We start from the raw sequence: 24,893 nt of genomic DNA on the forward strand, positions 1-24,893 counted from the left end.
ATGCGCAGGCTCGTGCTCAGACCGCCACCGGTGCCTTGATGGCTGGATGGCACTGGTAGTCCTGCACCACGAAGTCTTCGAGCGTGTAGTCGAACAGGCTGTCGGGGCGGCGCTGGATGTGCAGCGTGGGATAGGGGTAGGGCGTGCGCGCGAGCTGGGTGCGGACCTGCTCGTGGTGGTTGCTGTAGATGTGGCAGTCGCCGCCAGTCCAGATGAAGTCGCCCACGTCCAGGTCGCACTGCTGCGCCACCATGTGCGTGAGCAGCGCATAGCTGGCAATGTTGAACGGCACGCCCAGAAAGATGTCCGCGCTGCGCTGATACAGCTGGCACGACAGCGTGCCGCGGGTGCCCGGGGCCTGCGGCGGTGCCACATAGAACTGAAAAAACGCGTGGCACGGCATGAGCGCCATCTTGTGCAGCTCTGCCACGTTCCAGGCGCTCACGATGATGCGGCGTGAGTCGGGGTTGGTGCGCAGCGTGTGCAGCACCTCGCTGATCTGGTCGATGTGCCCGCCATCGGGCGTGGGCCAGCTACGCCACTGCACGCCGTACACCGGTCCCAGGTCGCCGTCTTCACGCGCCCATTCGTCCCAGATGGTGCAGCCGCGCTCCTGCAGCCAGCGCACGTTGCTGTCGCCGCGCAGGAACCACAGCAACTCCAGAATGATGCTCTTGAGGTGCACCTTCTTGGTGGTGACCAGCGGAAAGCCTTCGCGCAGGTCAAAGCGCATCTGGTGGCCGAACACGCTGCGCGTGCCGGTGCCAGTGCGGTCGGGCTTGTCCACACCCTGCTCGAACACCAGGCGCATGAAGTCTTCGTATTGCGAGCGCGCAGGGCGGCTGGCAGCGGGGGAAGGTGCGAGGGTCATGGCAGACAGCAATCGGCGCGAAAAAAGCCGCCCGAGGGCGGCAGGGGCACGGCCAAGGCGGCCGGCGCCCCATTCTATGCTGGCTGGGCGCTGCGTGCCCGGGGGCGCACCGTGCCTTGGGGCGCGCGCCGCGGGCCAGATCAGCCGCGCAGTACCCGCCCGGGGTTGAGAATGCCCAGTGGGTCCAGCGCCTGCTTGACGGCGCGCATCATGCCCAGCGCGGCCGGCGACTGGTACAGCGCAAGCTTGTCGGCTTTGAGTTCGCCGACCCCATGCTCGGCCGAGAACGAGCCACCAAACGCTGCCACGGCTTCGTACACAAGGTGGTTGACCTGGGCTTCATGGTCGCGCAGAAAGGCCTTGGGGTCGCCCTCGGCGGGTGCTTGCACGTTGTAGTGCAGGTTCCCGTCGCCCAGATGGCCGAAATTGACCAGGCGCACGCCCGGAATCTCGCGCTGCAGCAGCGCATCGGTATGGGCCACAAAGGCCGGGATGCGCGAGATCGGCACCGAGATGTCGTGTTTGATGTTCAGGCCCTCTTCGGCCTGCGCGAGTGGAATGCTCTCGCGCACATGCCACAACTGCTGCGCCTGGGCGATGCTTTCGGCCACCACGGCATCGGCCACGCAGCCAGCCTCCAGGGCCGCTTCGAGCAGGGCTTCGAAGCGTTCGCGTGCATGGGCTTCGGATTCGTTGTCGGAGTTTTCCAGCAGCACGCACCAGGGCGCATCGGCCAGGCCCAGAAACGGCACGCGCAGCTGCGGCATGTGTTTGCCTACCAACTCCAGCGCAAACTGCCCCATCACTTCGAAGCCCGTGAGCCCGGCGCCCAGATAGCGGTGCGCAAGGCCAAGCAGCGCCACGGCCTGTTCCATCGACGGCACGGCCGCCCAGGCCGTGAGCCGCGCCGCGGGCAGCGGAAACAGCTTGAGCGTGGCCGCGGTGATGATGCCCAGCGTGCCTTCGCTGCCGATCAGCAGATGCCGCAGGTCGTAGCCGGTGTTGTCTTTGCGCAGGCCCTTGAGCCCGTCCCACACCTCGCCCTGGGCGGTGACCACTTCCAGGCCCAGGCACAGGTCGCGCGCATTGCCGTAGCGCAGCACCTGCGTGCCGCCCGCGTTGGTGCCCAGGTTGCCGCCAATCGTGCAACTGCCCTCGGCCGCAAGCGACAGCGGAAACAGCAGCCCCGCCTCACGCGCCGCGGCCTGTACGTTCTGCAGGATGCAGCCGGCCTCCACGGTCATGGTGAGGTTGTCGGAGTCGATCTGGCGCACGGCCTGCAGGCGGGTGAGGCTCAGCACCACCTGCGTGCCCGAGGCGTCAGGGGTGGAGCCGACGGCCAAGCCGGTGTTGCCACCCTGCGGCACGATGGCGGTGCGCGTGGCCGCGCAGGCGCGCACCACGGCGGCCACTTCGGCGGTGCTGCCCGGGCGCACCACAGCCAGGGCCTTGCCGCGCACGCGGCGGCGCCAGTCTTGTTCCCAGGCGGTCAGGTCGCCTTCGGTCAGCACATGCGCAGCGCCCACCGTCTGGCGCAGGGTGTCGAGCAAATCGGTCATGGAGGGGTCGGGTACAGAGGGCAAGGGAGGGTCAGCTTCGGGGGGCGTCCGCCGCCGCGGCCTGGGCCGCCTGCAGGCGAGCGTTGCGCTGGCGCAGCCGCACGTGCATGCCGCAGGCGGTGAACAGCAGCAGGCAGAGCACGACCTCGACCATGGCCAGCCACGAACTGGGCGCGCGGTCGCTGACCGCGCGCACGACGCCTTCTGCAAAGTACAGCCACACCACCAGGCTGACCCAGCGGTAGGTGTACATGCGGTTCTTGAGGATGCCGGCCAGCGGGATGCACAGCGGCAGGGCTTTGAGGGCCAGCCATGAGCCGCCGGGCCGCAGCGGTGCGAGCACCAGTTCCCACGCCAGGCACAGCACGATCAGCCCGATGAGGCTGCCGGTGGCCAGCCAGCGGGTGGCCTGTACGCCGGGGTCGGTAGGGGACAAGGTGGGCACGTTCATGGTCGGGCAAAGAGGGTGACGCCAGCGCGCGGGGCCAGATGGCCCACAATGCGCGCTGTTTCAACACAGGGGCTGCGCGTATGGAGGGTGGGGTCGGTTTCACGCCAGGTGGCGGCGGCGCGGGCGCGCCACGCCGTGGATCATATCGGCCATGGCGCTGACGCCCCGAGCCCTGCTGCGGGAAGCCGCACTGCGCGTGGAGGCTCTGTGGGCCGGGCTGTCGCGCTTTCCGTGGCGCACCACCGGCCATACGCTGCGCGAGCGTTTCCGGGAGGACCGGCTCGGCCTGACGGCCAGCAGCCTGACCTTCACCACGGTGCTGGCGCTGGTGCCCTTCGTCACGGTGGCGCTGGCCTTGTTCACGGCTTTCCCGCTGTTTGCCAAGGTGCAGGACGTGACGCAGCGCTGGCTGGTCGAAAGCCTGGTGCCCGACGCCATTGCGCGGCAGGTGCTGGGCTACCTCACGCAGTTTGCGGCCAAGGCGCGCAAGCTGGGCACGGCGGGCTTCAGCCTGCTCGTGATCACCGCGCTCGCGTTGATCCTGACCATCGACCGCACGCTCAACAACATCTGGCGGGTACGCCGCCTGCGGCCGCTGGGCCAGCGGGTGCTGATTTACTGGGCGGCCATCACGCTGGGGCCGGTGTTGCTGGGCGCCAGCCTGGCGCTAACGTCGTACGTGATGTCGGCCTCAAGCGGGCTGGTCAACGCACTGCCCGAGGGCCTGCGCCTGCTGTTCGATTCCATCGAATTTGTGGTGCTCGCAGCCGGTATGGCGGCTCTGTACCACTACGTGCCCAACACGCCGGTGCGATGGCGACACGCCTGGACCGGGGGGCTGTTCGTGGCCTTGTGCATGGAGCTGGCCAAAAAACTGCTCGCCGTGTACCTGGCCACCGTGCCCACGTATTCGATGGTGTACGGCGCATTCGCCACGCTGCCCATCCTGCTGGTCTGGATCTATGTGGCCTGGGTGATCGTGCTGCTCGGGGCCGTGGTCACGGCCTACCTGCCCAGCCTGCTGGCGGGCGTGGCGCGCGTGGGCACGGGGCCCAGCTGGCATTTCGAGCTGGCGCTGGAGACCCTGGCCGCACTGCAGCAGGCCCGCAGCACACCGCCCCACGGGCTGCTGCCGGGGGAGCTGGCCCAGCGCCTGCGGGTGGATGCGCTGCAACTCGCCCCGGTGACGGAAGCGCTGCTGGGCCTGGGCTGGGTCGGCGCGGTGCACGACCCAGCGGCCAGCGGCAGCGACGCCGCGCCGCTGCGACTGGTGCTGCTGGCCGACCCCGCCACCACCCCCGCAGAGCCGCTGCTGGCGCGCCTGCTGCTGCAGCGCAGCGGCACGCTCGAGCCGCTGTGGCAGCGCGCCGCCGTGGCCGACTGGCGGCTGGCTGATTTGCTATCAAAATAATAGCTGCTCGTGCTTGATTAATAAGCACGAGCAGCCTGTTTGGCTTGAAGTCTCAGAAAGAGATCTTGCCCGTCCAGAGGTCCTTGTACATCACCCAGTCGCCCATGAAGCTGTAGAGCGGGCGCTTGAAAGAGGCGGGCTTGTTCTTCTCGAACCCGAAGTGCCCCACCCACGCAAAGCCGTAGCCACACACCAGCCCGAGCAGCAGGAACCCGGGCTGGCCGGTGGCGACCAGCGCGGCCAGGCACAGCAGCGCCAGCGTGGAGCCCACGAAGTGCAGGCGGCGGCAGGTGCGGTTGCTGTGCTCGCGCAGGTAGAAGGGGTAGAAGTCGGCAAAGCGCCGGAACTGGCGCGGGTCCACGGCCTCGTCGGTGGAGGGCGTACCGGTGGGGCCGGGGGGCGTGGGGTGGGCTGAATCCATGGCGTGTCTCCTGCAGGTGGGGCGCTCGGCGCGGCCCTCTGCGCGTTTTGTACGCCAGCGGCGACGCGTTGACCAGCGGGGCAGCCCGCAGCGGCTGTCGCGCGGTGATCTTGCCGCCCAGCGCCCGGCCCGCGGGGGGGCGGGCAGGGCGCGGGCCGCCACGCCCGTTCAAGCCACGGGCCGTGCCAGAAAGTCGCGGATCGCGAACAGCGTGTCTTCGGGCGCCTCGGTCATCTGGTGGTGGCCCACGGGCAGCATGGCCACCTGCACGGGCACACCGGCCTGCCGTGCGGCCTGCACCAGGCCTTGCGCAGCCTTGGGCGGGGTCATCTGGTCGTGCGCGCCCAGCGCAAACAGCACCGGGCAGCGCACCTGGGCCATGGCTTCCTCGCCGCGCGCATAGCGGTCGCAGGCGACAAAGCCGCGGTGGAACACATCGCCCGTGGGGTTGCTGCGCAGCACGCGGCGGCCCAGCGCCATGCCTGTGCCAAACACCCAGTAGCCCGCGCCCGACGGCGATGCGAGTGAGCTGCGTGAAAACACGTTGACCATGCGCAGCGCTTTCTCGGGCGCGGTCTGCGAGGCTTCGATGAGGGCAGGCGATACCTTCATGGGATAGGCTGTGCCCACCAGCACCAGGTGGCTGGCGCGCTCGCCCAGGCGCGAGGCCGCTTCGAGCACGATCAGCGAGCCCCAGCTGTGCCCCACCAAAGCGGCGCGCGCAATGCCCAGCGCATCCAACAGGCCGATCACGGTGGTGGCGGCGTCTTCCACGCTCGCGGGCGCGGGGCCCGCACTGCGGCAGTGGCCGGGCAGGTCGATGGCCAGCACGTTCCAGCCGTGGTGGGCCAGGTAACGGCTTTGCAGGCCCCAGACGCTGTGGTCGTTGAGCACGCCATGCACCATGACCACCGTGGGCTGGGCCGGGTTGAAGGCCTTGCCCCCGGTGTAGCAGTACAGGTCGTGGCCGTGGACGGAAACATGCATCAGGCGGCCCCCCCTTCGCTGTGTTTTTCTGCGGCCTTCAGGGCGCGTTTCAGGTCGTCGATCAGGTCGTCCGGGTCTTCGAGGCCGATGGACAGGCGGATCGTGCCCTGCGTGATGCCGGCGCCTGCCAGCGCCTCGTCGGCCATGCGGAAGTGGGTGGTGCTGGCCGGGTGGATGACCAGGCTGCGACAGTCGCCCACGTTGGCCAGATGGCTGAAGACCTTGAGCGTTTCGATGAACTTGCGGCCCTGGGCGCGGTTGCCGCGCAAGTCGAAGCTGAACACCGCGCCCGCGCCGCGCGGCAGCAGTTTTTGGGCCAGCGCGTGGCTCGGGTGGGTGGGCAGCAGCGGGTGGCCCACGCGTTCGACCATCGGGTGGCTGGCGAGGAACTCCACCACCTTCTCGGTGTTGCGCATGTGGCGCTCCATGCGCAGCGGCAGGGTTTCGATGCCTTGCAGGATCAGCCAGGCTGTGTGCGGGCTCATGCAGGCGCCAAAGTCGCGCAGGCCCTCGCGCCGTGCGCGCAGCAAAAAGGCGCCCACCGTCGATTCCTCGCTGAACACCATCTGGTGAAAGCCGTCGTAGGCGCGGCTGAGTTCGGGAAAGCGCCCCGAGGCGTCCCAGTCGAAGCTGCCGCCGTCCACCACCACCCCGCCGATCACCGTACCGTGGCCCGACAGGAACTTGGTGGCCGAGTGGTACACCAGGTCGGCGCCGTGCTCGAACGGACGGATCAGCCAGGGCGAGGTCAGGGTCGAATCCACCAGCAGCGGCACACCGGCCTCGTGCGCGATGGCGCTCACGGTCGGGATGTCGAGCACGTCAAGGCCGGGGTTGCCCACCGTCTCGCCAAAGAACAGGCGCGTGTTGGGCCGCACGGCCGCGCGCCAGCCGTCGATGTCGCCCGGGCGCACAAAGGTGGTGTCGATGCCGAAGCGGCGCAGCGTGTAGTGCAGCAGGTTCTGCGATCCGCCATACAGCGCCGTGCTGGCCACGATATGGCTGCCTGCGCCCATGAGCGTGGCAATCGCCAGGTGCAGCGCGGCCTGGCCGCTGGACACGGCAATCGCGCCCACGCCGCCTTCCAGTGCGGCCACGCGCTGCTCGAGCACCGCGTTGGTCGGGTTGCTGATGCGGCTGTACACATGACCCGGACGCTCCAGGTTGAACAGCGAGGCTGCATGGTCGCTCGACTCGAACACGAACGAGGTGGTCAGGTGGATGGGCACCGCACGCGCGCCCGTCGCGGGATCGGGCGTGGCGCCCGCATGCAGGGCGAGCGTGTCAAAGCCAGGGTCGGAATAACCGGGCATCCGTGTGTCTCCTTGGTTGTCTTGGCAGCGGCGATTGTGGGCTATATTCGCTGCGACCTTACGACTGCGCGTTCCTCCCGGAGACCCCCATGAAAGTCAGCGACATCCTTCGCGTCAAGGGCAACACCCTCTACACCGCGACGCCCGACGAGCCTCTGGCCCACGCGGCGGCCGTGATGGCCGAGAAGGACATCGGGTCGCTGGTGGTCATGGAGCACGGCGACCTGGTCGGCATGCTCACCTTCCGCGAGGTGATCCAGGCGGTGGTGCGCAACGGCGGCACCGTGGGCACCATGCTCGTGCGCACGGCCATGGACGACGCACCGCTGACCTGCACGCTCGAGACCGACATGGACGAGGTCCGCCGCATGATGCTGGACCGCCATGCCCGCTACATGCCCGTGATGGACAAGCGCATGCTCATGGGCGTGATCAGCTTCTACGACGTGGCCAAGGCCGTGGTGGACAGCCAGAACTTCGAGAACCGCATGCTCAAGGCCTACATCCGCGACTGGCCTGCCGAAGAGGCTCCCAAGGCCTGACGGCCGCGCAGGCTCATGCGCATTCCGGCCTTCGCCCTGCGCGCATGGCTGCTTTGGCTGGCGGGCCTGCTGTTCTGTGTGTTGGGCTGGGCGCAGCCGGTGGCGGTGTCGCTGTCGGGGTTGGCTGAGCCGGCCTCGCTCGATACGTACGCGCTGGTGCTGGAAGACCGCGACAAGCGCCTCACGCCCGATGAGGCGCTGACCCAGGCGCATCTGCCTTGGCGTGCCGCTGACGGCGTGGTCAATTTCAGTTTTTCGGATTCTGTGTACTGGCTGCGCCTGCGGCTGCACAACGACGGGCCCACCTCCGTGACCCGGTTGCTGGAGGCAGGATCAGCCTTGCAGGACATGGTGGACTACCACCTTGTACGTCAGGGCCGCATCGTGCAAACGGTGGAGACGGGGGACCGCCGCCCCTTTGACCGACGGCCCTTGCCCTATCGCTACCCGGTGTTCCCGATCGCGCTCGCGGCCGGAGAGACGGTGGAGGTGCTGCTGCGCCTTGACACCCATGACGGACTGTTCGAGGCGCTGCCCTTGCGTTTGCGCACACCCGCCGGGTTTTTGCACCACAGCCAGATCGAAAACGTCGCCTTCGGAGCCTACTACGGAGCCGTTGTGGCGCTGCTGCTTTACAACCTGCTGCTCAGCGTGCTGACGCGCGACCGGGTGTTTGTGCTGTATGTGCTGTACCTGGCGTCCTACACCGTCTGGAACCTGTGCTTCACGGGTTTCGGGCTTCAGCACCTGTGGCCCGAGAACCCCCACCTCGGCCACACGCTGATCTCGACCACGGTGCCGTTGATCGCATTGACGCTCACGTTGTTTTCCATGCACTACCTGCAGACCGCCACGCGCGTGCCGCGGGTGCACCGGATGTTGCGCTGGCTGGCGGTGCTGGCGGTGCTGCACCTGCCTTTGGCCTGGCTGGATTGGTACGCGGCGCTGTTCCTCACGGTCATGCCATTGCTGGCATTGCTGCTGCCACTGCTGCTGGCCGCTGCGTTCGTGATTGCACGACAGGGCTATCGGCCTGCACTGTTCTACCTGGTGGCCTGGGCACCACTGGCCGTGGGGGCAGGGCTGACGCTGGCCAAGATTGTGGGCTGGATCGAGGCTTCGCCGCTGGTGGAGTACAGCCTCAACATCGGCTCGGCGCTGGAGTTCACCCTGCTGGCGCTGGCGATGGCCGATGCGCTGAACCGGCTCAAGGCCGAGAAACTGCAAGCCGAGCAGCAGGCCCTGCAAGTGCAACGCGCGTTGGCTGCCGACCTGGAGGCCAAGGTACGCGAGCGCACCCAGGCCCTGGAGTCGGCCAACGCCCAGTTGCAGCAAGTCGCCATCACCGATGCTCTGACCGGCGTGTACAACCGCCGCTCGTTCGATGCGACCCTGCGCCGCGAATACAACCGCTGCCTGCGCCAGGGCCTGCCTCTGGCGCTGTGCGTGATGGACATCGACCACTTCAAGCCCTACAACGATGCCCTGGGGCATCAGCAGGGCGATCAGGCCCTCGTGGCGGTGGCGCAAGCACTGGCGGCTCGCGTACAACGTTCCACAGAGTATCTTTTTCGACTGGGTGGCGAGGAGTTCGCGGTGCTGATGGTGGACGAAGGCCGTGAGCGGGCGCTGCGGCAGATCGAAGCCTTGCGCGATGCCGTGGAGGCCATGGCGTTGGAGCATCCGGCCAGCCCGCGCGGCTGCGTCACCCTGTCGTGCGGACTGGTATGGGTTGCGCAACCGACCGTGGAGCAGACGCCTGACGTGCTGTATGCCGAGGCCGACAAAGCCTTGTACCGGGCCAAGCAGGCCGGGCGGAACCGCACCGAGATGGCACCATGAGCCTGTGATCTGCCGCCAGCGGCGCGTGCAGGACCGCACGCAGGTGGAACCAGGGCCTGTTCGCAGCGGCACAACAGAGTGACCAGCCCCTAGCCCGATGCACCCGGGCGGGCGAGCCAGCCCGGCAGCGCCGCAGGATCGAGTGGCCGCGCAAACAGATAGCCCTGCATCACGGGGCATCCGTGGGTGCGAAGCCACTCGTGCTGCTGGCGCGTTTCCACGCCTTCGGCGACTACCACCATGCCCAGGCTGTGCGCGATGCTGAGCACCGAGACGGTGAGTGCTCGGGCTGCGTCGCTGCCTTCGAGGTCCTGCACGAAGGCCTTGTCCAGCTTGAGCTCTGAAATGGGCAGCCGGTGCAGGTAGCTCAGGCTCGAATAGCCGGTGCCGAAGTCGTCGAGCGAGAGGCGAAAGCCCCGCTGGTGCAGAAGCTCGATGTTGGCGAGCGTCACGGGGCGTGCGTCCATCATCACGCTTTCGGTGATCTCCAGTACCACATCGCCTGGTTGCAGCCCATGCTGCGCCAAGGCCGCACTGATCTGGTCGGCCAGCTCGGGCCGGTGGAAGCTGCGGCCCGACAGGTTGACCGACACCGAAGGCACGGCACATCCCGCCCGCCGCCAAGAGGCCAACTGCGCACAGGCGGTGTCGAGCAGCCACAGCGTGAGCTCGTGGATCAGCCCTACCTCTTCTGCCAGCGGAATGAACTCTGATGGGGGCACGGGACCCCGCTCAGGGTGGTGCCAGCGCGCCAGGGCTTCGACGCTGTGCAGCACGTGCGCGCCGGTACTCAATACCTGTGGCTGGTACTGCAGGGTCAGGGCCTTGCGCGCCAAGGCATCGCGCAGGGATCGTTCCAGCGCCACACGGTCGAGTGCGCGCTGGTTCATCTCGGCACTGAAAAGCTGCAGGCTGTGCTGCGCATCGGCCTTGGCCTGGGACATGGCCTGCCCTGCGTGGCGCAAGAGCGCATCCACATCGCTACCGTCGTCCGGGTACAGTGCAATGCCGATGCTCGCACTGGGTCGGTACAGCTGTCCGTGGACCTGCAGGGGCTCCGCCACGGCTTTGAGCTGGCTCTGAGCGATCTGCACTGCCTGCACAGAATCGACCCCTGAGAGCATCATCACGAACTCGTCACCCGACAGACGGCCAATCAGGTCGTGCGGGCGCAACCCCGCCGACAGCCGCTGGGCCACGGTGCACAGCAGCAGATCACCCGCCGCATGACCTTGGGCGTCGTTGATCTGCTTGAAGCGGTCGAGGTTGACAAACAGCACAGCGCCTGGGTGCTGCGCACGCGCCAGCAGCGCGAGCGTACGCTCCGCAGAGGCACGAAACAAGGCCCGGTTGGGCAGGCCGGTCAACCCGTCGTAGAAGGCCAGCTGGTGGATCCGCTGGCGAGCTGCGTCGCGTTCGATGGCCAGAGCGCACAAATGCAGGCAGGCCCCCACCAGGCGGTGGTGCAGTGCGTCCGGTGCGCGTGGCTCGCGGAAGTAGAACGCAAAAGTGCCCACGACCCGGCCCTGGTGGTCCACGATCGGACTGGACCAGCAGCCGCGAAAACCCGTCGGTGCGAAGAGTTCACGGTAGTCCTGCCAGAGCGGATCGGTCTGGATGTCGTGCACCACCACCGGCTCTGCGCGGTAGGCCGCGGTGCCACAGGAGCCCACTGCCGGGCCGATGGGCAGGCCCTCAAGGGCCGCACTGATTTCAGGCGGCAGTCCGGGTGCGGCCAGAGGGCGCAGGCGACCGTTGGAGTCCACCGCCAGGATGGAGGCCGTCACCTCGGGGGCAATGCGCTCGACTTCGCGGCAAACGAGAGCCATGAGATCGGGCAGCGCCAGCTCCTTGACCATGCCTTCGAGCACGCGCTTTTGCAGCACCTCGTGCATCTTGGTCAGGGTGATGTCGGTCAGCACCGTGATGCTGCCCCCCGGGCCACCCGAGGCTTCGTCGGCGGTATTGATGACCAGCGACACCCAGCGCGGCTGGCCGTCGCGCCGGTACATCAGGGCTTCACCGTGGTAGCGTCCCTCATGCTCGATGCAGTCGCGAATGTCCTCGAGAAACCCCCGGTCAGAGTGTTCGCCCAGCAGCACATCGCTCAGGTACTGGCCCATCACATCGGCGGGTTCGTAGCCGAACAGCCGCGTGAAGCCCTGGTTGACATACACCACCCGGCGGTGGCGGTTGCTCATGACGATGGCGTCGTCGGACGCATCCAGCGCCCGGCGCAGTGGTCCGTCGGCCAGCCGCGGCAGCAAGGCTGTGCCCCGTGGCACCTCGCGAGAGGTGGCGTGCAGGGGCTGCGGCAGGGACGTGGGCATGGGCTCGTGGGGCGCTAGGGGCTTGATCGCTTGACCCATGCTAGCAACCGCACTGGGGACTGCCAAGCAGCATTTGGCATTTTGCGCCATGGCCAACCGGCGCAGGCGCTTGGGCGCGGGCCGGCGGCGCTCTGGGATAATCCGGCGCATGAGCGGCAACACCATCGGCACCCTGTTTACCGTCACCAACTTTGGTGAATCCCACGGCCCTGCAATCGGTTGCGTCATCGATGGTTGCCCACCCGGCATGGCGCTGACCGAGGCCGACATCCAGGGCGACCTGGACCGCCGCAGACCCGGCACCAGTCGCCACGTGACCCAGCGCAACGAGCCCGATGCGGTCGAGATCCTGTCGGGCGTGTACGAAGGCAAGACCACTGGCACCCCGATCGCGCTGCTGATCCGCAACACCGATCAGCGCAGCAAGGATTACTCGGCCATTGCCCAGAGCTTCCGGCCGGGCCATGCCGACTACACCTACTGGCACAAGTACGGCATTCGCGATCCGCGCGGCGGTGGCCGCTCGTCGGCGCGCATGACCGCCCCCACGGTCGCGGCTGGCGCTGTGGCCAAAAAGTGGCTGCGCGAGCAGTTCGGGGCCGAGTTCCGCGCCTGCATGACCCAGCTGGGCGAGTTGCCCATGCCTTTCGAGAGCTGGGAACATGTGCCGCACAACCCGTTTTTTGCGCCCTGCGCCGATGTGGCGGCGTTCGAGGACTACATGGACCGCCTGCGCAAGGCCGGTGACTCGTGTGGCGCTCGCATCCGCGTACAGGCCACGGGCGTGCCTGTGGGTCTGGGCGAGCCGCTGTATGACAAGCTCGATGCCGACATCGCCTACGCCATGATGGGCCTGAACGCCGTCAAGGGCGTGGAGATTGGCGCCGGGTTCGCCAGCGTGGCGCAACGCGGCACGGTGCATGGCGATTCCATGTCGCCCGAGGGTTTTCGCAGCAACAACGCGGGCGGCATCCTGGGGGGCATCAGCACGGGGCAGGACATCGAGGTGTCGATCGCGATCAAGCCCACCAGCTCGATCATCAGCCCGCGCGAATCCATCGACGTGCACGGCCAGAGCCAGGAAGTGATCACCAAGGGCCGCCACGACCCCTGCGTGGGCATTCGCGCTGCGCCCATTGCCGAAGCGCTGCTCGCGCTGGTGGTGATGGACCACGCGCTGCGCCACCGTGCGCAGTGCGCTGACGTGCGCGTGCCCGTGGGGCCGATTCCTGCCAGCGCCTGAAGCGTTGCACGCGGCGGCTGTGCTGCCTCGCGCCAGTCTCAGGGCGGGCTCGCCCGCTCTCCGCGCAGGCTCGCCAGCAGGTTCAGCGGGTTGAAGCCCGTCACCAGCCCCGTGGCCAGCAGCACCAGCGCACCACCCCAGAACATGCCGGGGCCCAGGGGCTCGTTCAGGAACAGGTGGCCCCAGGCCACGCCGAACAGCGGAATCATGAAGGCCGAGCTCATGGCCGCCACGGGCGACACCTGGGTCAGCACGCGCAGGTTGAGCCAATAGGCCAGGCCCGAGGTCACGACGCCCATCACCGCCACCGCTGCCAGCGCTGAGGGCGTGAAGCGCGCCTCAGGCAGCGACCAGGCCGCCCCTGGCAGCAGCATGACCAAGGCCGTGCCGTGGATGCCCGCCGCTACCGCCAGGGGCGACATGCGCTGGGTGGAGCGTTTCATCCAGGTCGTCGAGACCCCATAGCAGGCGGCCGCTGCCACACAGGCCAGCGCTGCCAGCAGCAGGGCGGGTGTGGGCTGCACAGGGCCCAGTTGCACGATCAGCGCCACGCCCACAAAACCGCAGAGGCAACCCAGCCACTTGCGCGCACTCAGCGTGTCTTCTTTCATCCAGGCGGCCGTCAGCACACCAAACGGCACCACCATGGTGTTGAGCAGCGAGCTGTAGCCTGCGGGCAGCCGCAGCGCAGCCCAGGCGTAGAGCAGAAAGGGCAGTGCCACCGTGAGCGCGCCCAGGCCCACGAGCTCCTTCCAGTGCTGCCAGGGCCAGCGCTCGCGCGCCAGCCGCATGATGAGCATCAGCGTGACCGTGGCCAGGCCAATGCGCAGCGCGGCCATGACATTGGGCCCCATCACCGGGCTGGCCACGCGGATGAACAGAAACGATGCGCCCCACAGCGCAGACAGCAGCACCAGCTGCAGGAAATGGCGGGTTTTCACGGCGCTGATTGTGCGGCACTGCCCTTGGGTTTGCCGTGGTTCGTGTGGTGCAACTGTTAAGAGTAAAAATAGCTGCTCGTGCTTATTAAGCAAGCACGAGCAGCTATTAAATCGATAGCAAGTCGGTGGTAGAAGGTGTGTAACGTCCGTGACTTGCGCCGGCCTGCCGATGGCCTCCTGCACGAGCGCTGGTTCAGGCCGGAGCCGGAGGGTGGGCGCGGGCCATGCGCAGTCGATGTGCTGCGCTGCGCCCGCTACTTGCGCACTTCGTCCACGAGCGCGCGAAACTCGTCGATGTCTTCGAAGCTGCGGTACACGCTGGCAAAGCGCACGTAGGCCACCTTGTCGAGCTTCTTGAGTTCGCGCATCACCAGTTCGCCGATGCGACTGGACAGCACTTCGCGCTGGCCAAGGTTGAGCAGCTTTTCCTCGATGCGTTCGATGGCCGAGTCGACCTGCTCGGTGCTCACCGGCCGCTTGCGCAGGGCCAGGTTGAATGAGCCTTGCAACTTGGAACGGTCGTATTCAATCCGTCGGCCGTCTTTCTTCACCACCGCCGGAAAACTCACCTCCGGCCGCTCATAGGTAGTAAAGCGTTTGTCGCAGCCACCGCAGCGGCGGCGGCGGCGAATGAACACCCCGTCGTCGCCCACGCGGGTTTCAACGACCTGGGTTTCGGGGTGTCCGCAGAACGGGCATTTCATCGGGCGATGTCTGGCGGGGGCCAGGGGCCGTAACCACCCGCGCTTGCGCGCAGGTGGCCGGGCCGCCAGGCTCAGCGATAGACCGGGAAGCGCGAGGTCAGCGCATGCACCTTGGCACGCACTGCGGCCAGGTGGGCCTCGTCACGCGGGTTGTCCAGCACGTCCGCGATCAGGTGCGCCGTGGCGCGGGCTTCTTCGTCCTTGAAACCGCGGGTCGTCATGGCGGGGGTGCCCACGCGCACGCCGCTGGTCACCATCGGCTTTTCAGGGTCGTTGGGGATCGCGTTCTTGTTGATGGTCATGTGGGCGGCGCCCAGCACGGCCTCGGCTTCCTTGCCAGTGATGCCCTTGGAGCGCAGGTCCACCAGCATCACGTGGCTCTCGGTGCGGCCGCTCACGATGCGCAGGCCCCGCTCGGTCAGTGTCTCGGCCACGATGCGGGCGTTGGTGATCACCTGCTGCTGGTACTGCTTGAACTCGGGGCTCAGCGCTTCCTTGAAGGCCACGGCCTTGGCCGCGATCACGTGCATGAGCGGACCACCCTGCAGACCCGGGAAAATGGCGCTGTTGATGGCCTTTTCGTGCTCGGCCTTCATCAGGATGATGCCGCCGCGCGGGCCGCGCAGGCTCTTGTGGGTGGTGCTGGTGACCACGTCGGCATGCGGCACCGGGTTGGGATACACGCCTGCGGCGATCAGGCCCGCGTAGTGGGCCATGTCCACCATGAAGATCGCTCCCACGTCCTTGGCCACCTTGGCAAAGCGGGCGAAGTCGATGCGCAGGCTGTAGGCCGAGGCTCCAGCCACGATCAGCTTGGGCTTGTGCTCGTGGGCCTTGCGCTCCATCGCGTCGTAATCGATCTCTTCCTTCTCGTTCAGGCCGTAGGACACCACGTTGAACCACTTGCCCGACATGTTCAGCGGCATGCCGTGCGTAAGGTGGCCACCTTCGGCCAGGCTCATGCCCATGATGGTGTCGCCGGGCTTCAGGAAGGCAAGAAACACCGCTTCATTGGCCGATGCACCGCAGTGCGCCTGCACGTTGGCGGCGTCTGCACCGAACAACTGCTTGACGCGGTCAATGGCCAGTTGCTCGGCCACGTCCACATATTCACAGCCGCCGTAGTAGCGCTTGCCGGGGTAGCCCTCGGCGTACTTGTTGGTGAGTTGTGTGCCCTGGGCCCACATCACGGCGGGCGAAGCGTAGTTTTCGCTGGCGATCAGCTCGATGTGCTCTTCCTGGCGGCGGTTTTCGGCCTGGATGGCAGCAAAGAGCTCGGGGTCGGTCTGTTCGACGAGGATATTGCGGTGGTACATGGCAGTCCTATGAACGTTGTGTCCCTTGGAATCAAGGGCTGCCCAGGCGAACGGCGGAACACGAACCGGCCACAGCCGGCTGCGGCACGCTCCCCGGTGGTTCACGGGCAATGACTGCCCGCTGGTTTCCACGTCAGCGGCGGGGCAAGTGCCCCGCGCCTATCGCCAGTCGCGTACCCCACTAGTTTAGCCCAGCCGCGCGGTCTGGTGCTGGCGCGCCCCCATCCGCTGGGGCCTATCTGCTCGGGGGGGGGCGTTCCGGGATGCCCGTGTCGGTCGCATGTGCTGGCGAAACGGGCCACGCGATCCTTCCGGCCCGCCAGCATGGCGGGCCCCACGTACCCCTGGGGCGCATCTGGCCCCTGGAGGTCTGCCGCTCGCTCAGGGGGTAGCGGGCGTCGCGGCCGATTCAAGCAGCGCGAGCTTTTCTGCCGCGGGTGCTTTGGCGCTTTGGGGTGTTGTGGCTGCGCTGGCAGGCGCCGCGGCGGCCGTCGGTGCTGGGGTGGGCACTGCCACAGGGGGCTGCAGCGGCACGTTGCGGCCTGCCGCCACCTGCTGAAGACGCCCATGCTCGGCCAGCACCTTGGCCACATAGCCGCCGTCTTCCGGCAGATGTGCTGCGCCAACGTAGAAACGCAGCCCGCCTTCGACCGAGCCCGCGCGGGCAATGCACTCCTGCAGCACCTTGGCGCCTACGCGCAGGTTGCTCACAGGATCAAAGGCGGCCATGTGGCCTCCGAAGTACTGGTACTTGTCGGTGTGTACACGGGTCATCACCTGCATCAGCCCCTGGGCTCCGACCGCGCTTTGTGCAAAGGGGTTGAAGTTGGACTCGATGGCCATCACCGCCAGGATCAGCATGGGATCGAGCTTCATGGTGCGCCCGATTTCATAGGCTTCGGCCACGATGGCGCTCAGTGGCTCGGGGGCCACGCGGTATTTGCGGCTGAGCCACAGGGCCAGCAGGGCCTGCTCACGAGGCAGGTCTTGTGGATTGGCCGCCGTGGCGCGCTCGATGGCATCGGGCTCCACTGGCAGGCCGGCCATGGCCACATGGCGGTCACGCAGCCACTCGCGCAGCTGGGCTTCGCCGCTTTCACGCAGATCGGGGCGTGCCACGAGCGTGATGGCCACGAAGGCCACGGCGAGTCCCAGCAGGGCGAAGCCGTTGTGGGTCAGTTCAAGAAATCCGCTCATCACGCGGGCCGCAGTATTTCGCAGGCCTGAGACGATGCGTCCTGTCGCTGTCATAGCTCTTCCTTTCCGAGGCCTGTGGCGCATGGCAGCCGGTGCATGCATCGGCTGCGGGGCGCGTAGGCCTTGATTGGTAGCCCTGGTTCCTGCACCGCGCGCTCAGCACCACCGAAGGGTTGCGCGGTACCTCAGGATCCAGTTCGCCGGGGTCGGCAGCGGCTTGGGGTTTGTACTAGCCTGTTGTGGGGCTGGCGGATTCTAGGAGGAGGTTTAATTCCTGGTCAATACTTAAAAATTTCTTCTTAATACATTTTGAAAATATCAATGCTGTACTTTTGCACAGTAGTTTGCTGGCAACATGCAGCCGGCAGCACTCCGTAACGATGGGACGCGGTCGGTCCACCGCAGCGGCGTCAGGCAGTGCTCGGGACCACGGTGGTTCCGGTGGAAAGAGGGCTCCAATCGCGACCGTTGGTCCATTGAAAATCATCGTTTGCCGGGCGTGCTGTGCTTTGTTATCGTGAAGTCGCCTGCAAACGCGGGCATCGCCAGCCGGGTCTGATCCCCCTCCGAAAGCATGCAGTGCCAAGGTGCAGCGGAGACGACAGGCTGGCACCCTTGAGGAGCAATCCCTTGCTCCTGCGGGCCGGGACCAGCATCCTCCCGGCCGCGCTGATGTGCAGGACCTTGTGTCCGCCGTCTGGCCCGGTGCCCTGTACCAACCAGGGCGCCGGGCTTTCTTTTTGAGGTGGCGCCGCGTGTACAAAGGGCGCGCACGGCCATGTCGCGTCGCCTGCTGCGCGGCCCTTATTCCGGTGTGTCGCCCCGTTGCACTGGGTTCATCTGGCGGGTGGCGATCTGAACCCGGTCAAAATACAGCCTTTGGGTGCAGAGGCAGGGCCGTGGGCTCGCTGTACCCGGGCTGCTGGCACACAAGGCCCTTGTGGCCTTTTGGCCGTGTTTGATGGGCTCCGATTCATGTTTTCTCTTTTTTCGCGCAACACCATGTCCGACGCACCCGATGTGACCCCGGCTCCGGCCAAAACCTCCGAGCCCCACCCTCTGGATGCCCTGACCGGTGGTGCTTTTTCTGCCCAGACCTCTGGCGAGCGTTCGGCCCGCATCCGCGAGTGGCTGGCCACCCAGCCCGCGCTGGACGCTCTGCAGGAAGTGTTCAAGGAGTTGAGTGCGCGCGACAAAGGCGCAGCCCGTGCGGTACGGGAGCGCATGGATGAGATCCGCCGCGCCCGGGATCAGGAGGCCATTGCGGTCGAATGGGCCGAGAAGGCCACGCGCTTGCTGGAGGGCGCGAGGCTGAACATCGCCGATGCGTTGGCGTGGCAGCGCGACGCCGCGAAAGCGGGAGCCCCCTTGTCTCGTGAGCCGCTCTCGGCTCTGAAGACGCAACTGTCCGAACGGGTGAAGGTGATTGAAGACCTGCAGCACCGTGTGCAGGTGCAGCGCGAAGCCGCAGTGCTCCTCACGCAACGCATCGAGGTACTGTCGACCAAGCCCTGGCGCGACGCACAGGCGGCGCTGGAGACCTTGCGTGCCGATGTGCAGCGCTGGCAAGACCAAGCTGGTGAATTGAGCGCCGACGCTGCATGGCCGAGCGTTGAAGCCCGTTTTCCGCCCCAGTTGGATGCCGCCCGTACGCAATTGCTGGTGGTATGGGATGCTTTTCAACTGGCTCTGCAGCAAGCGGTGGCTGCAGCCGAAGACGCCTCTGCGAGCTTGCCCCCGGTACCCGTGTGGGCCGACGAACTGCGGGTGGCTCGCGGCGAAGTGCCGGTGGCCGCATCGGCTGCAGAGCCCAAGCCCGCGCGTGCAGCGCGCCCGGCCGCCAACGACGGTCCGGTGCGAGAGCTGGCCCGGCAGGCCGTCGAACCCGCCGTGGTGGCACTGGAAACCCAGACGGCGCAGGGCCATGCCAAGCCCATGGCCGATGCGGCCGGCAACTTGCGCGGCTTGCTGCGCAAGCACGGCCGCTGGATCGACCAGGCCCTGGAGGCGCGTGTGCACGCGGCTCTGGTGGCGGCAGGAGAGCTGCAGGGCTGGCAGCGTTGGGGGGCCGACCAGGTACGCGAGGAACTGATCGCCAAAGCGCAGGCGTTGCTGCAGCGCCCGGCCGGTCAGGCCTTGGGCGGACGCAAGATTCAGGAGAGCCTGCGCCAGCTGCGTGAACAATGGAAGCAGGCGGACCAAGGTGGCCTGCCCAACCATGCGCTGTGGAAAAAGTTCGATGAAGCCTGCAATGCGGCGCACAAGGTGGTGGAAGCGTGGCTGGAGCGCGTGCGCACCGAGGCGGCGGAACACAAGGCACAGCGCCTGGCCCTGATTGAAGAAGTCAAGGCGTGGGCGGCCGAGCACCGTGCGGCAACCGACTGGAAGGAGATGCAGCGCGCGCTGCGTCAGTTCGCCGAACGCTGGCGTGACAGTGGCCATGTGGGCGACAAGCTGTTTGCGGAGCTGCAGCCCCTGTGGAAGGACGCGATGGTTGCCGCTTCTGCGCCTCTGGAGGCGGCTCAGGCCGCAAGCCTGCAACGCCGCGAGGCCATGATTCAAGAGGCTGAACAGCTGGGTGCTGCCGCCACGCTGCGCATCGACGCCATCAAGGCGTTGCAGCAACGTTGGCAGGCTGAAGCGCAGGCCGTGCCGCTGGACCGCAAGCACGAGCAGCGTCTGTGGGATGCGTTCCGAAAGCCCTTGGACGACGCTTTTCAGCGCAAGTCGAGCCAGCGCGACCGCACCGCAGAGCCGTTGAACGCACGCGACCGTGCGGTGCTGGAGGCCTCGAAAGAGGTGCAAGCGGCAGCGGCCAGTGGCGATGCCCAGCGCATTCGTGCCAGTCTGCAAGCGCTCGAAGCGGCCATGCAGGCGCCAGCTGAGCCTGCCGAGGCTGCCGCATCCGCGGCGGCGCAGCAGGCTCCTGCCGCAGAGGCTGACACCGCTGTTGCGCCGGCTGTGCCTGTGGCTGCACCGCGCACGGTGGTGGCCGTGCGCGGCGACGACCGTCCGGGTGCGCGCAAGGATCTGGCCGCAGCGCCTGCGCGCGGTGCAGACCGCCGGGATGCGCGAGGCGCTGGTCGTGACGGCCGGGGAGATCCTCGCCGCGACGAGGGGCGTCGTTTCGGTAGTGGCGTGCGTGATGGCGCCCGACCGGAATCCCGTGGCCCGCGTTTGGGCGATACCGCGTTCCGTGCCCAGCGCGATGCGGTAGAGCATGCCCAGATGGCGCTGCGCAAGCTGGCGGCGCAGGCCCACGGCGAGGTGCTGACCCAATTGCTGGGCGCATGGGAGCAGCGGAACGCGAGCTTGGTGCCTTCTGCACAGGACCTGGGCAGCAGGGTCAGCCCGGCCGTACGCGCCGCTTGGGTGCAAGCGCTGGGTCACGCTGCCCAGGGCGATGGCCGTGCGTTGATGCTGCGTTTGGAGATTGCCGCTGATGTGCCATCACCAGCCGATCAGTTGTCAGAGCGCCGCTTGCTGCAATTGCAGTTGCTCACGCGCCGCAACGATCCGGCGCCCGACCAGACCTGGGGGCACGATGTCGCGTCGCTGCTCAAGACAGGGCATGAAGCCGCACTGGCGCGCCGGCTGCAGTCGGTGCTCAAGGCGCTGCTGCGCAAGGCTTTATGACGTCTGGCAGTCGCGTTGCATCAAAAGCGGGCCTTAGGGCCCGCTTTTTTTGCGGGGTGTGGAACGTCGGTGAGGGGCTGCGCTCTGTATTGCCTGAGCAGACGCGAGGGGGCCGCATCGTTGATTCAGCGACTTGCCGAGAGAGCCATGAAAAAAGCCGTCCAGAGGACGGCTTTTTGTATTTTGGTGCCCAGGAGAGGACTCGAACCTCCACGATGTTACTCGCTAGTACCTGAAACTAGTGCGTCTACCAATTCCGCCACCTGGGCATTTCAGGAAAGACTCAAATTATACAGCAGTTTTTGTGCGTGTTTGCAATGCTCTGTGCGATGGCTGTTTCGCGTCGGATGGGGGCGATGCGTTGCCGGACTGATCAGGTTCAGAGGAACGAAGGGTTGCGGCTTGCCGGTGTCGCAGGGCGGCGCTGGCGTGTGCCGAGCCGGCCAACAAAAAAGCCGCCAGAAATCTCTGGCGGCTTTGGATATTTCAAAAACCTTGGAGTGGTTCTCGTTAAACTTGGTGCCCAGGAGAGGACTCGAACCTCCACGATGTTACTCGCTAGTACCTGAAACTAGTGCGTCTACCAATTCCGCCACCTGGGCATTTCAGGAAAGACTCAGATTGTATATCAAAAAAAACGCCGTCAACAGCAACACCAGCCTCCTGTCGGACGAAATTGAAGGCACCGTGCAGGGGCATCGCGACGGCCACGGCTTCGTGGTGCGGGACGACGCCGAACCCGACATCTACATTCCCCCCAACGAGATGCGTGCCGTGCTCCACAAGGATCGCGTGCGGGTGCGCATCGTGCGGCACGACCGCCGAGGACGCCCCGAAGGCCGCGTCGTCGAGATCATCGAGCGTCCCGCACAGCCCATCATCGGGCGGCTGCTGCAGGAAAGCGGCGTCTGGCTGGTGGCACCGGAGGACAAACGCTACGGCCAGGATGTCCTGATTCCCAAGGGCGCTACCGGTACGGCCAAGCCCGGGCAGGTGGTGGTGGTCGAACTCACCGAGCCGCCCGCGCTGTTCGGCCAGCCCGTGGGCCGCATCACCGAAGTGCTTGGCGAGGTGGACGATCCGGGTATGGAAATCGAGATCGCCGTACGCAAATACGGTGTGCCGCATGAGTTCTCGGACGACTGCCTGGCCCAGGCCAAGGCCCTGCCCGACAAGGTGCGCGCCACCGACAAGAAGCGCCGCATCGATCTGACCGATGTGCCGCTGGTCACGATCGACGGCGAAGACGCGCGCGACTTTGACGACGCCGTGTATTGCGAGCCCGCCCGCGTGGGCCGCGGCAAAGGCTGGCGCCTGCTCGTGGCGATTGCCGACGTGAGCCACTACGTCGAAACGGGCAGCGCCATCGACATCGATGCCTACGACCGCGCCACCAGCGTGTACTTTCCGCGGCGTGTGATTCCCATGCTGCCGGAGAAGCTCTCCAACGGGCTGTGCTCGCTCAACCCCGACGTGGACCGCCTGTGCATGGTGTGCGACATGCTGATCAACGCCCAGGGCGAGATCCATGCGTACCAGTTCTACCCGGCAGTGATGCACAGCCACGCGCGCTTTACGTACACCGAGGTGGCGGCCATTCTGGCCAACACCCGCGGGCCCGAGGCCGCGCGCCGCCAGGCCCGCGTGCAGGATCTGCTGAACCTGCACGACGTGTACCGGGCCTTGCTGGCCGCACGCCAGCAGCGGGGTGCGGTGGATTTCGAGACCACCGAAACCCAGATCGTGTGCGACGAAAACGGCCGCATCGAAAAGATCGTGCCGCGCACGCGCAACGATGCGCACCGGCTCATCGAAGAAGCCATGCTGGCCGCCAACGTCTGCAGCGCCGACTTCATCCAGCAAAGCCAGCACCCCGGGCTGTTCCGCGTGCATGAGGGACCGACGCCCGAGAAGCAGGAAATCCTGCGCGGCTACCTCAAGGCCATGGCCGTGGGCATGAGCATCAGCGACAACCCGCACCCCTCGGAGTTCCAGGCGATCGCAGCTGCCACCAAGGACCGTCCAGACGCTCAGCAGATCCACACCATGCTGCTGCGCTCCATGCAGCAGGCCATCTACACGCCGATCAACAGCGGCCACTTCGGGCTGGCGTTCGAGGCCTACACCCACTTCACGAGTCCGATCCGGCGCTACCCCGATCTGCTGGTGCACCGGGTCATCAAGGCCATCCTGGGGGGCTCGCGCTACCAGTTGCCAGCGCTGCCCACCCCGGGGGAGGCGCATGCCAAGCTGGCCAAGCGCCTGGCCTCGCGCGTGGCTGCGCCCACCATGGCCCCGCGGCGTGAGCCTGCGCGCACGCGCGACACCCAGGCCTGGGAAGCCGCAGGCCTGCACTGCAGCGCCAACGAGCGGCGTGCCGATGAAGCCAGCCGTGACGTGGAGGCCTGGCTCAAGTGCAAGTACATGCGCGAGCACCTGGGCGAAGAGTTCAGCGGCGTGGTCAGTGCTGTGACGAGCTTTGGCGTCTTCGTCACGCTCGATGCGCTGTATGTCGAAGGCCTGGTGCACATCACGGAACTGGGGGGCGAGTACTACAAGTTTGATGAAGCGCGGCAGGAGCTGCGTGGCGAGCGCACGGGCATCCGCTATGCGATTGGCGCGCGGGTGCGCGTGCAGGTCAGCCGCGTGGACCTGGACGGCCGCAAGATCGACTTCCGCCTGGTGCGCGAGGGCGAGGAACTGCTGGGCCGCGCACTCAAAGACAAAGGTCTGGCGACCGATGCGGCTGGCGGTGCGGGACGCAAGAGCCGCGACGCGTCCTCTGGCCGCAAGACTGGCAAGTCGCATGCGGTGTCCGTGGCTGACGAGGCGGAGCCGATCCGCGGCCGCGGTTCGCGCGCGCCTGCCAGCGGGGCCAAGGCCGTGGCCAAGAAGACCACCCCGGGCAAGGCGAGCAAGGGCAAGGCCCGCAAGACACGCCGGGGCTGACCGCAGCGGTGGCGCTGCTGAGGAGCGGCGGGCGCACTGCAGGATTCCGCAGTGCCGCAAAGAGGGGCCTGCAAAGCGGGCTCGCAGGCGGTTGTGCGGTCATTTGCTATGATTTCGATAGCTGCTTGTGCTTGTTTTATAAGCACAAGCAGTCCTTCTAAGGCGATTTCTGCAAGGTGGTCAGGAACTGGGTGTAGCGCCAAGCCGTGCCCTTGGGGTCTTCCATCATCGGCAAATGGCCGATGCCTTCGAGGCGCTGCGCATGGCCTTGGCGCAGCAGACCCTGCAGCACAGGCAGCCCGGACACATCGAATACCCGGTCCTGCGCTCCCCACAACACCAGTGTGGGCACCGGCAAGCCGCCCGCGGCCTGCAGGCGTTCTTGCAGCAGGAAGCGGTCTTTGAGCTGTGCGTCCCACAGCCGTGCGTTGGACGCAGCGTTGCCCACGGCCGTCTCGCGGCTGACATGCAGGATGGGGTAGGGTAGCAATGGCCGCTGCTCGAAGACCAGGTTCATCATGGCCTCGAAGGCTGCTGCGTCCTGCGCCACCAGCGGGCGCTGGCCAGCGTCGATCTGCTGGTCCATGGGGCTGGGTTGGGGGGAGCGCACGCCATGCGGCGCACCGATGAAGGCCACGCTCGCCACACGCTGCGGATGCTGCAGGGCGAACAACGCGGCGACGGTGCCGCCCATCGAATTGCCGGCTAGGTGCACGCGCTCCAGGCCCAGCGCGTCCATCCACGCGGCCAGGCGTTCGGTGTGGGCCGCATAGTCGTAGGGTGCGCGGTCCAGCCGCGTGCTTTCGCCAAAGCCTGGAATGTCTGGTGCCAGCACGCGGACCTGCCCCGGCAGTGTGCGGGCAAAGTCCACCCAGTGGTCTTTTTCGGCGAATATGCCGTGCAGCAGCACCACCGGCAGGGTGTCGGGCGCCTGCGAGTCGGGTGTGTCTGGCGCAGAGTCGAGGTAATGGATGGTGTGCGCGGCGGCCACCACCTGCTGGGCTTCCAAGCCCGACAGGCTGCGGTTGAATTGCAACAGATACGGTGCGACCGCATAGGGCATGCCGTACCAGACGCTGGTGATACCCAGCGCCACCAGGGTCACAAGGAAAAAGGCGATGCGTTTCACGCAAGGGTCTCCAGGAAAGAGGGATCGAATCAGGGGCTGCGGCCCCCAGAC

General features: G+C 66.7%; 18 protein-coding genes, 2 tRNA genes and 1 riboswitch. Of the genes, 6 read left to right on the plus strand and 14 right to left on the minus strand.

Translation table 11 applies throughout. From position 1 onward, the window contains the following. Positions 1-16: 16 nt before the first annotated feature. From ABD866_RS03820 to ABD866_RS03830, 3 genes are all read right to left on the minus strand, one after another. Positions 17-871 carry a thymidylate synthase gene (locus ABD866_RS03820; protein WP_345061311.1) on the minus strand — a complete coding sequence of 285 codons (855 nt, stop codon included), beginning with the start codon at positions 869-871 and terminating at the stop codon, positions 17-19. A 140-nt stretch (positions 872-1,011) separates the two neighbouring features. Beyond that, positions 1,012-2,430 carry an FAD-binding oxidoreductase gene (locus ABD866_RS03825; RefSeq protein WP_345061313.1) on the minus strand — a complete coding sequence of 473 codons (1,419 nt, stop codon included), beginning with the start codon at positions 2,428-2,430 and terminating at the stop codon, positions 1,012-1,014. 31 nt (positions 2,431-2,461) lie between these two features. Next, complete coding sequence (locus ABD866_RS03830) at positions 2,462-2,881, minus strand: DUF2069 domain-containing protein (RefSeq protein WP_345061315.1); 420 nt, start codon at positions 2,879-2,881, stop codon at positions 2,462-2,464. 151 nt (positions 2,882-3,032) lie between these two features. Between ABD866_RS03830 and ABD866_RS03835 the strand changes: the two genes are divergently transcribed. After that, complete coding sequence (locus ABD866_RS03835) at positions 3,033-4,292, plus strand: YihY family inner membrane protein (protein ID WP_345061317.1); 1,260 nt, start codon at positions 3,033-3,035, stop codon at positions 4,290-4,292. 52 nt (positions 4,293-4,344) lie between these two features. Here the strand turns inward: ABD866_RS03835 and ABD866_RS03840 are convergent, their stop codons facing one another. The 3 genes from ABD866_RS03840 to ABD866_RS03850 all read right to left on the minus strand — a co-directional run bounded on the left by ABD866_RS03840 (position 4,345) and on the right by ABD866_RS03850 (position 7,013). After that, a complete protein-coding gene (locus ABD866_RS03840) occupies positions 4,345-4,713 on the minus strand; it encodes an Mpo1-like protein (protein ID WP_345061319.1) in 369 nt (122 codons plus the stop codon). Positions 4,714-4,881: 168 nt separating this feature from the next. Beyond that, positions 4,882-5,700, minus strand: a complete 819-nt coding sequence (locus tag ABD866_RS03845; protein ID WP_345061321.1) for an alpha/beta fold hydrolase — start codon at positions 5,698-5,700, stop codon at positions 4,882-4,884. Beyond that, positions 5,700-7,013 (minus strand): O-acetylhomoserine aminocarboxypropyltransferase, encoded by a 1,314-nt coding sequence (locus ABD866_RS03850; RefSeq protein ID WP_345061323.1) that lies wholly within the window; start codon positions 7,011-7,013, stop codon positions 5,700-5,702. The genes ABD866_RS03845 and ABD866_RS03850 overlap by 1 nt, the downstream gene beginning before the upstream one ends. Before the next feature lie 89 nt (positions 7,014-7,102). Between ABD866_RS03850 and ABD866_RS03855 the strand changes: the two genes are divergently transcribed. Then, positions 7,103-7,555: a CBS domain-containing protein gene (locus ABD866_RS03855; protein ID WP_345061325.1), complete on the plus strand. Its 453-nt coding sequence runs from the start codon at positions 7,103-7,105 to the stop codon at positions 7,553-7,555. Positions 7,556-7,570: 15 nt separating this feature from the next. Next, positions 7,571-9,397 carry a sensor domain-containing diguanylate cyclase gene (locus tag ABD866_RS03860; RefSeq protein ID WP_345061327.1) on the plus strand — a complete coding sequence of 609 codons (1,827 nt, stop codon included), beginning with the start codon at positions 7,571-7,573 and terminating at the stop codon, positions 9,395-9,397. Positions 9,398-9,486: 89 nt separating this feature from the next. Here ABD866_RS03860 and ABD866_RS03865 read toward each other — a convergent pair whose 3' ends face one another. Continuing rightward, positions 9,487-11,727 (minus strand): sensor domain-containing protein, encoded by a 2,241-nt coding sequence (locus ABD866_RS03865; protein ID WP_345061329.1) that lies wholly within the window; start codon positions 11,725-11,727, stop codon positions 9,487-9,489. Between the two features lie 148 nt (positions 11,728-11,875). Between ABD866_RS03865 and aroC the strand changes: the two genes are divergently transcribed. Then, complete coding sequence (gene aroC / locus ABD866_RS03870; protein ID WP_345061331.1) at positions 11,876-12,970, plus strand: chorismate synthase; 1,095 nt, start codon at positions 11,876-11,878, stop codon at positions 12,968-12,970. Positions 12,971-13,008: 38 nt separating this feature from the next. On the opposite strand, the gene ABD866_RS03875 is transcribed toward aroC, so the two are convergent. The 4 genes from ABD866_RS03875 to ABD866_RS03890 all read right to left on the minus strand — a co-directional run bounded on the left by ABD866_RS03875 (position 13,009) and on the right by ABD866_RS03890 (position 17,182). After that, positions 13,009-13,920 carry a DMT family transporter gene (locus tag ABD866_RS03875; protein ID WP_345062473.1) on the minus strand — a complete coding sequence of 304 codons (912 nt, stop codon included), beginning with the start codon at positions 13,918-13,920 and terminating at the stop codon, positions 13,009-13,011. A gap of 245 nt (positions 13,921-14,165) precedes the next feature. After that, entirely contained in the window at positions 14,166-14,615 is a 450-nt protein-coding gene (gene nrdR, locus ABD866_RS03880) for a transcriptional regulator NrdR (RefSeq protein ID WP_345061333.1), read from the minus strand. 71 nt (positions 14,616-14,686) lie between these two features. Beyond that, positions 14,687-15,931 carry a serine hydroxymethyltransferase gene (glyA, locus tag ABD866_RS03885; protein ID WP_345061335.1) on the minus strand — a complete coding sequence of 415 codons (1,245 nt, stop codon included), beginning with the start codon at positions 15,929-15,931 and terminating at the stop codon, positions 14,687-14,689. 33 nt (positions 15,932-15,964) lie between these two features. Beyond that, positions 15,965-16,114, minus strand: a riboswitch (ZMP/ZTP riboswitch). Positions 16,115-16,312: 198 nt separating this feature from the next. Beyond that, a complete protein-coding gene (locus tag ABD866_RS03890; protein ID WP_345061337.1) occupies positions 16,313-17,182 on the minus strand; it encodes a lytic transglycosylase domain-containing protein in 870 nt (289 codons plus the stop codon). A gap of 948 nt (positions 17,183-18,130) precedes the next feature. Here ABD866_RS03890 and ABD866_RS03895 point away from each other — a divergent pair. Then, positions 18,131-20,764: a DUF349 domain-containing protein gene (locus ABD866_RS03895; RefSeq protein ID WP_345061339.1), complete on the plus strand. Its 2,634-nt coding sequence runs from the start codon at positions 18,131-18,133 to the stop codon at positions 20,762-20,764. A gap of 184 nt (positions 20,765-20,948) precedes the next feature. On the opposite strand, the gene ABD866_RS03900 is transcribed toward ABD866_RS03895, so the two are convergent. Both ABD866_RS03900 and ABD866_RS03905 read right to left on the minus strand, forming a co-directional pair. Next, positions 20,949-21,033 (minus strand) — tRNA-Leu (locus ABD866_RS03900). A gap of 248 nt (positions 21,034-21,281) precedes the next feature. After that, a tRNA-Leu gene (locus ABD866_RS03905) sits at positions 21,282-21,366 on the minus strand. 19 nt (positions 21,367-21,385) lie between these two features. Between ABD866_RS03905 and rnr the strand changes: the two genes are divergently transcribed. Further along, positions 21,386-23,713 (plus strand): ribonuclease R, encoded by a 2,328-nt coding sequence (gene rnr, locus ABD866_RS03910; protein ID WP_345061341.1) that lies wholly within the window; start codon positions 21,386-21,388, stop codon positions 23,711-23,713. 157 nt (positions 23,714-23,870) lie between these two features. On the opposite strand, the gene ABD866_RS03915 is transcribed toward rnr, so the two are convergent. After that, entirely contained in the window at positions 23,871-24,842 is a 972-nt protein-coding gene (locus tag ABD866_RS03915; RefSeq protein WP_345061343.1) for an alpha/beta fold hydrolase, read from the minus strand. Positions 24,843-24,893: the final 51 nt, after the last annotated feature.

This window comes from Acidovorax lacteus, from assembly GCF_039540375.1.
Lineage (GTDB): Bacteria > Pseudomonadota > Gammaproteobacteria > Burkholderiales > Burkholderiaceae_C > Acidovorax_G > Acidovorax_G lacteus.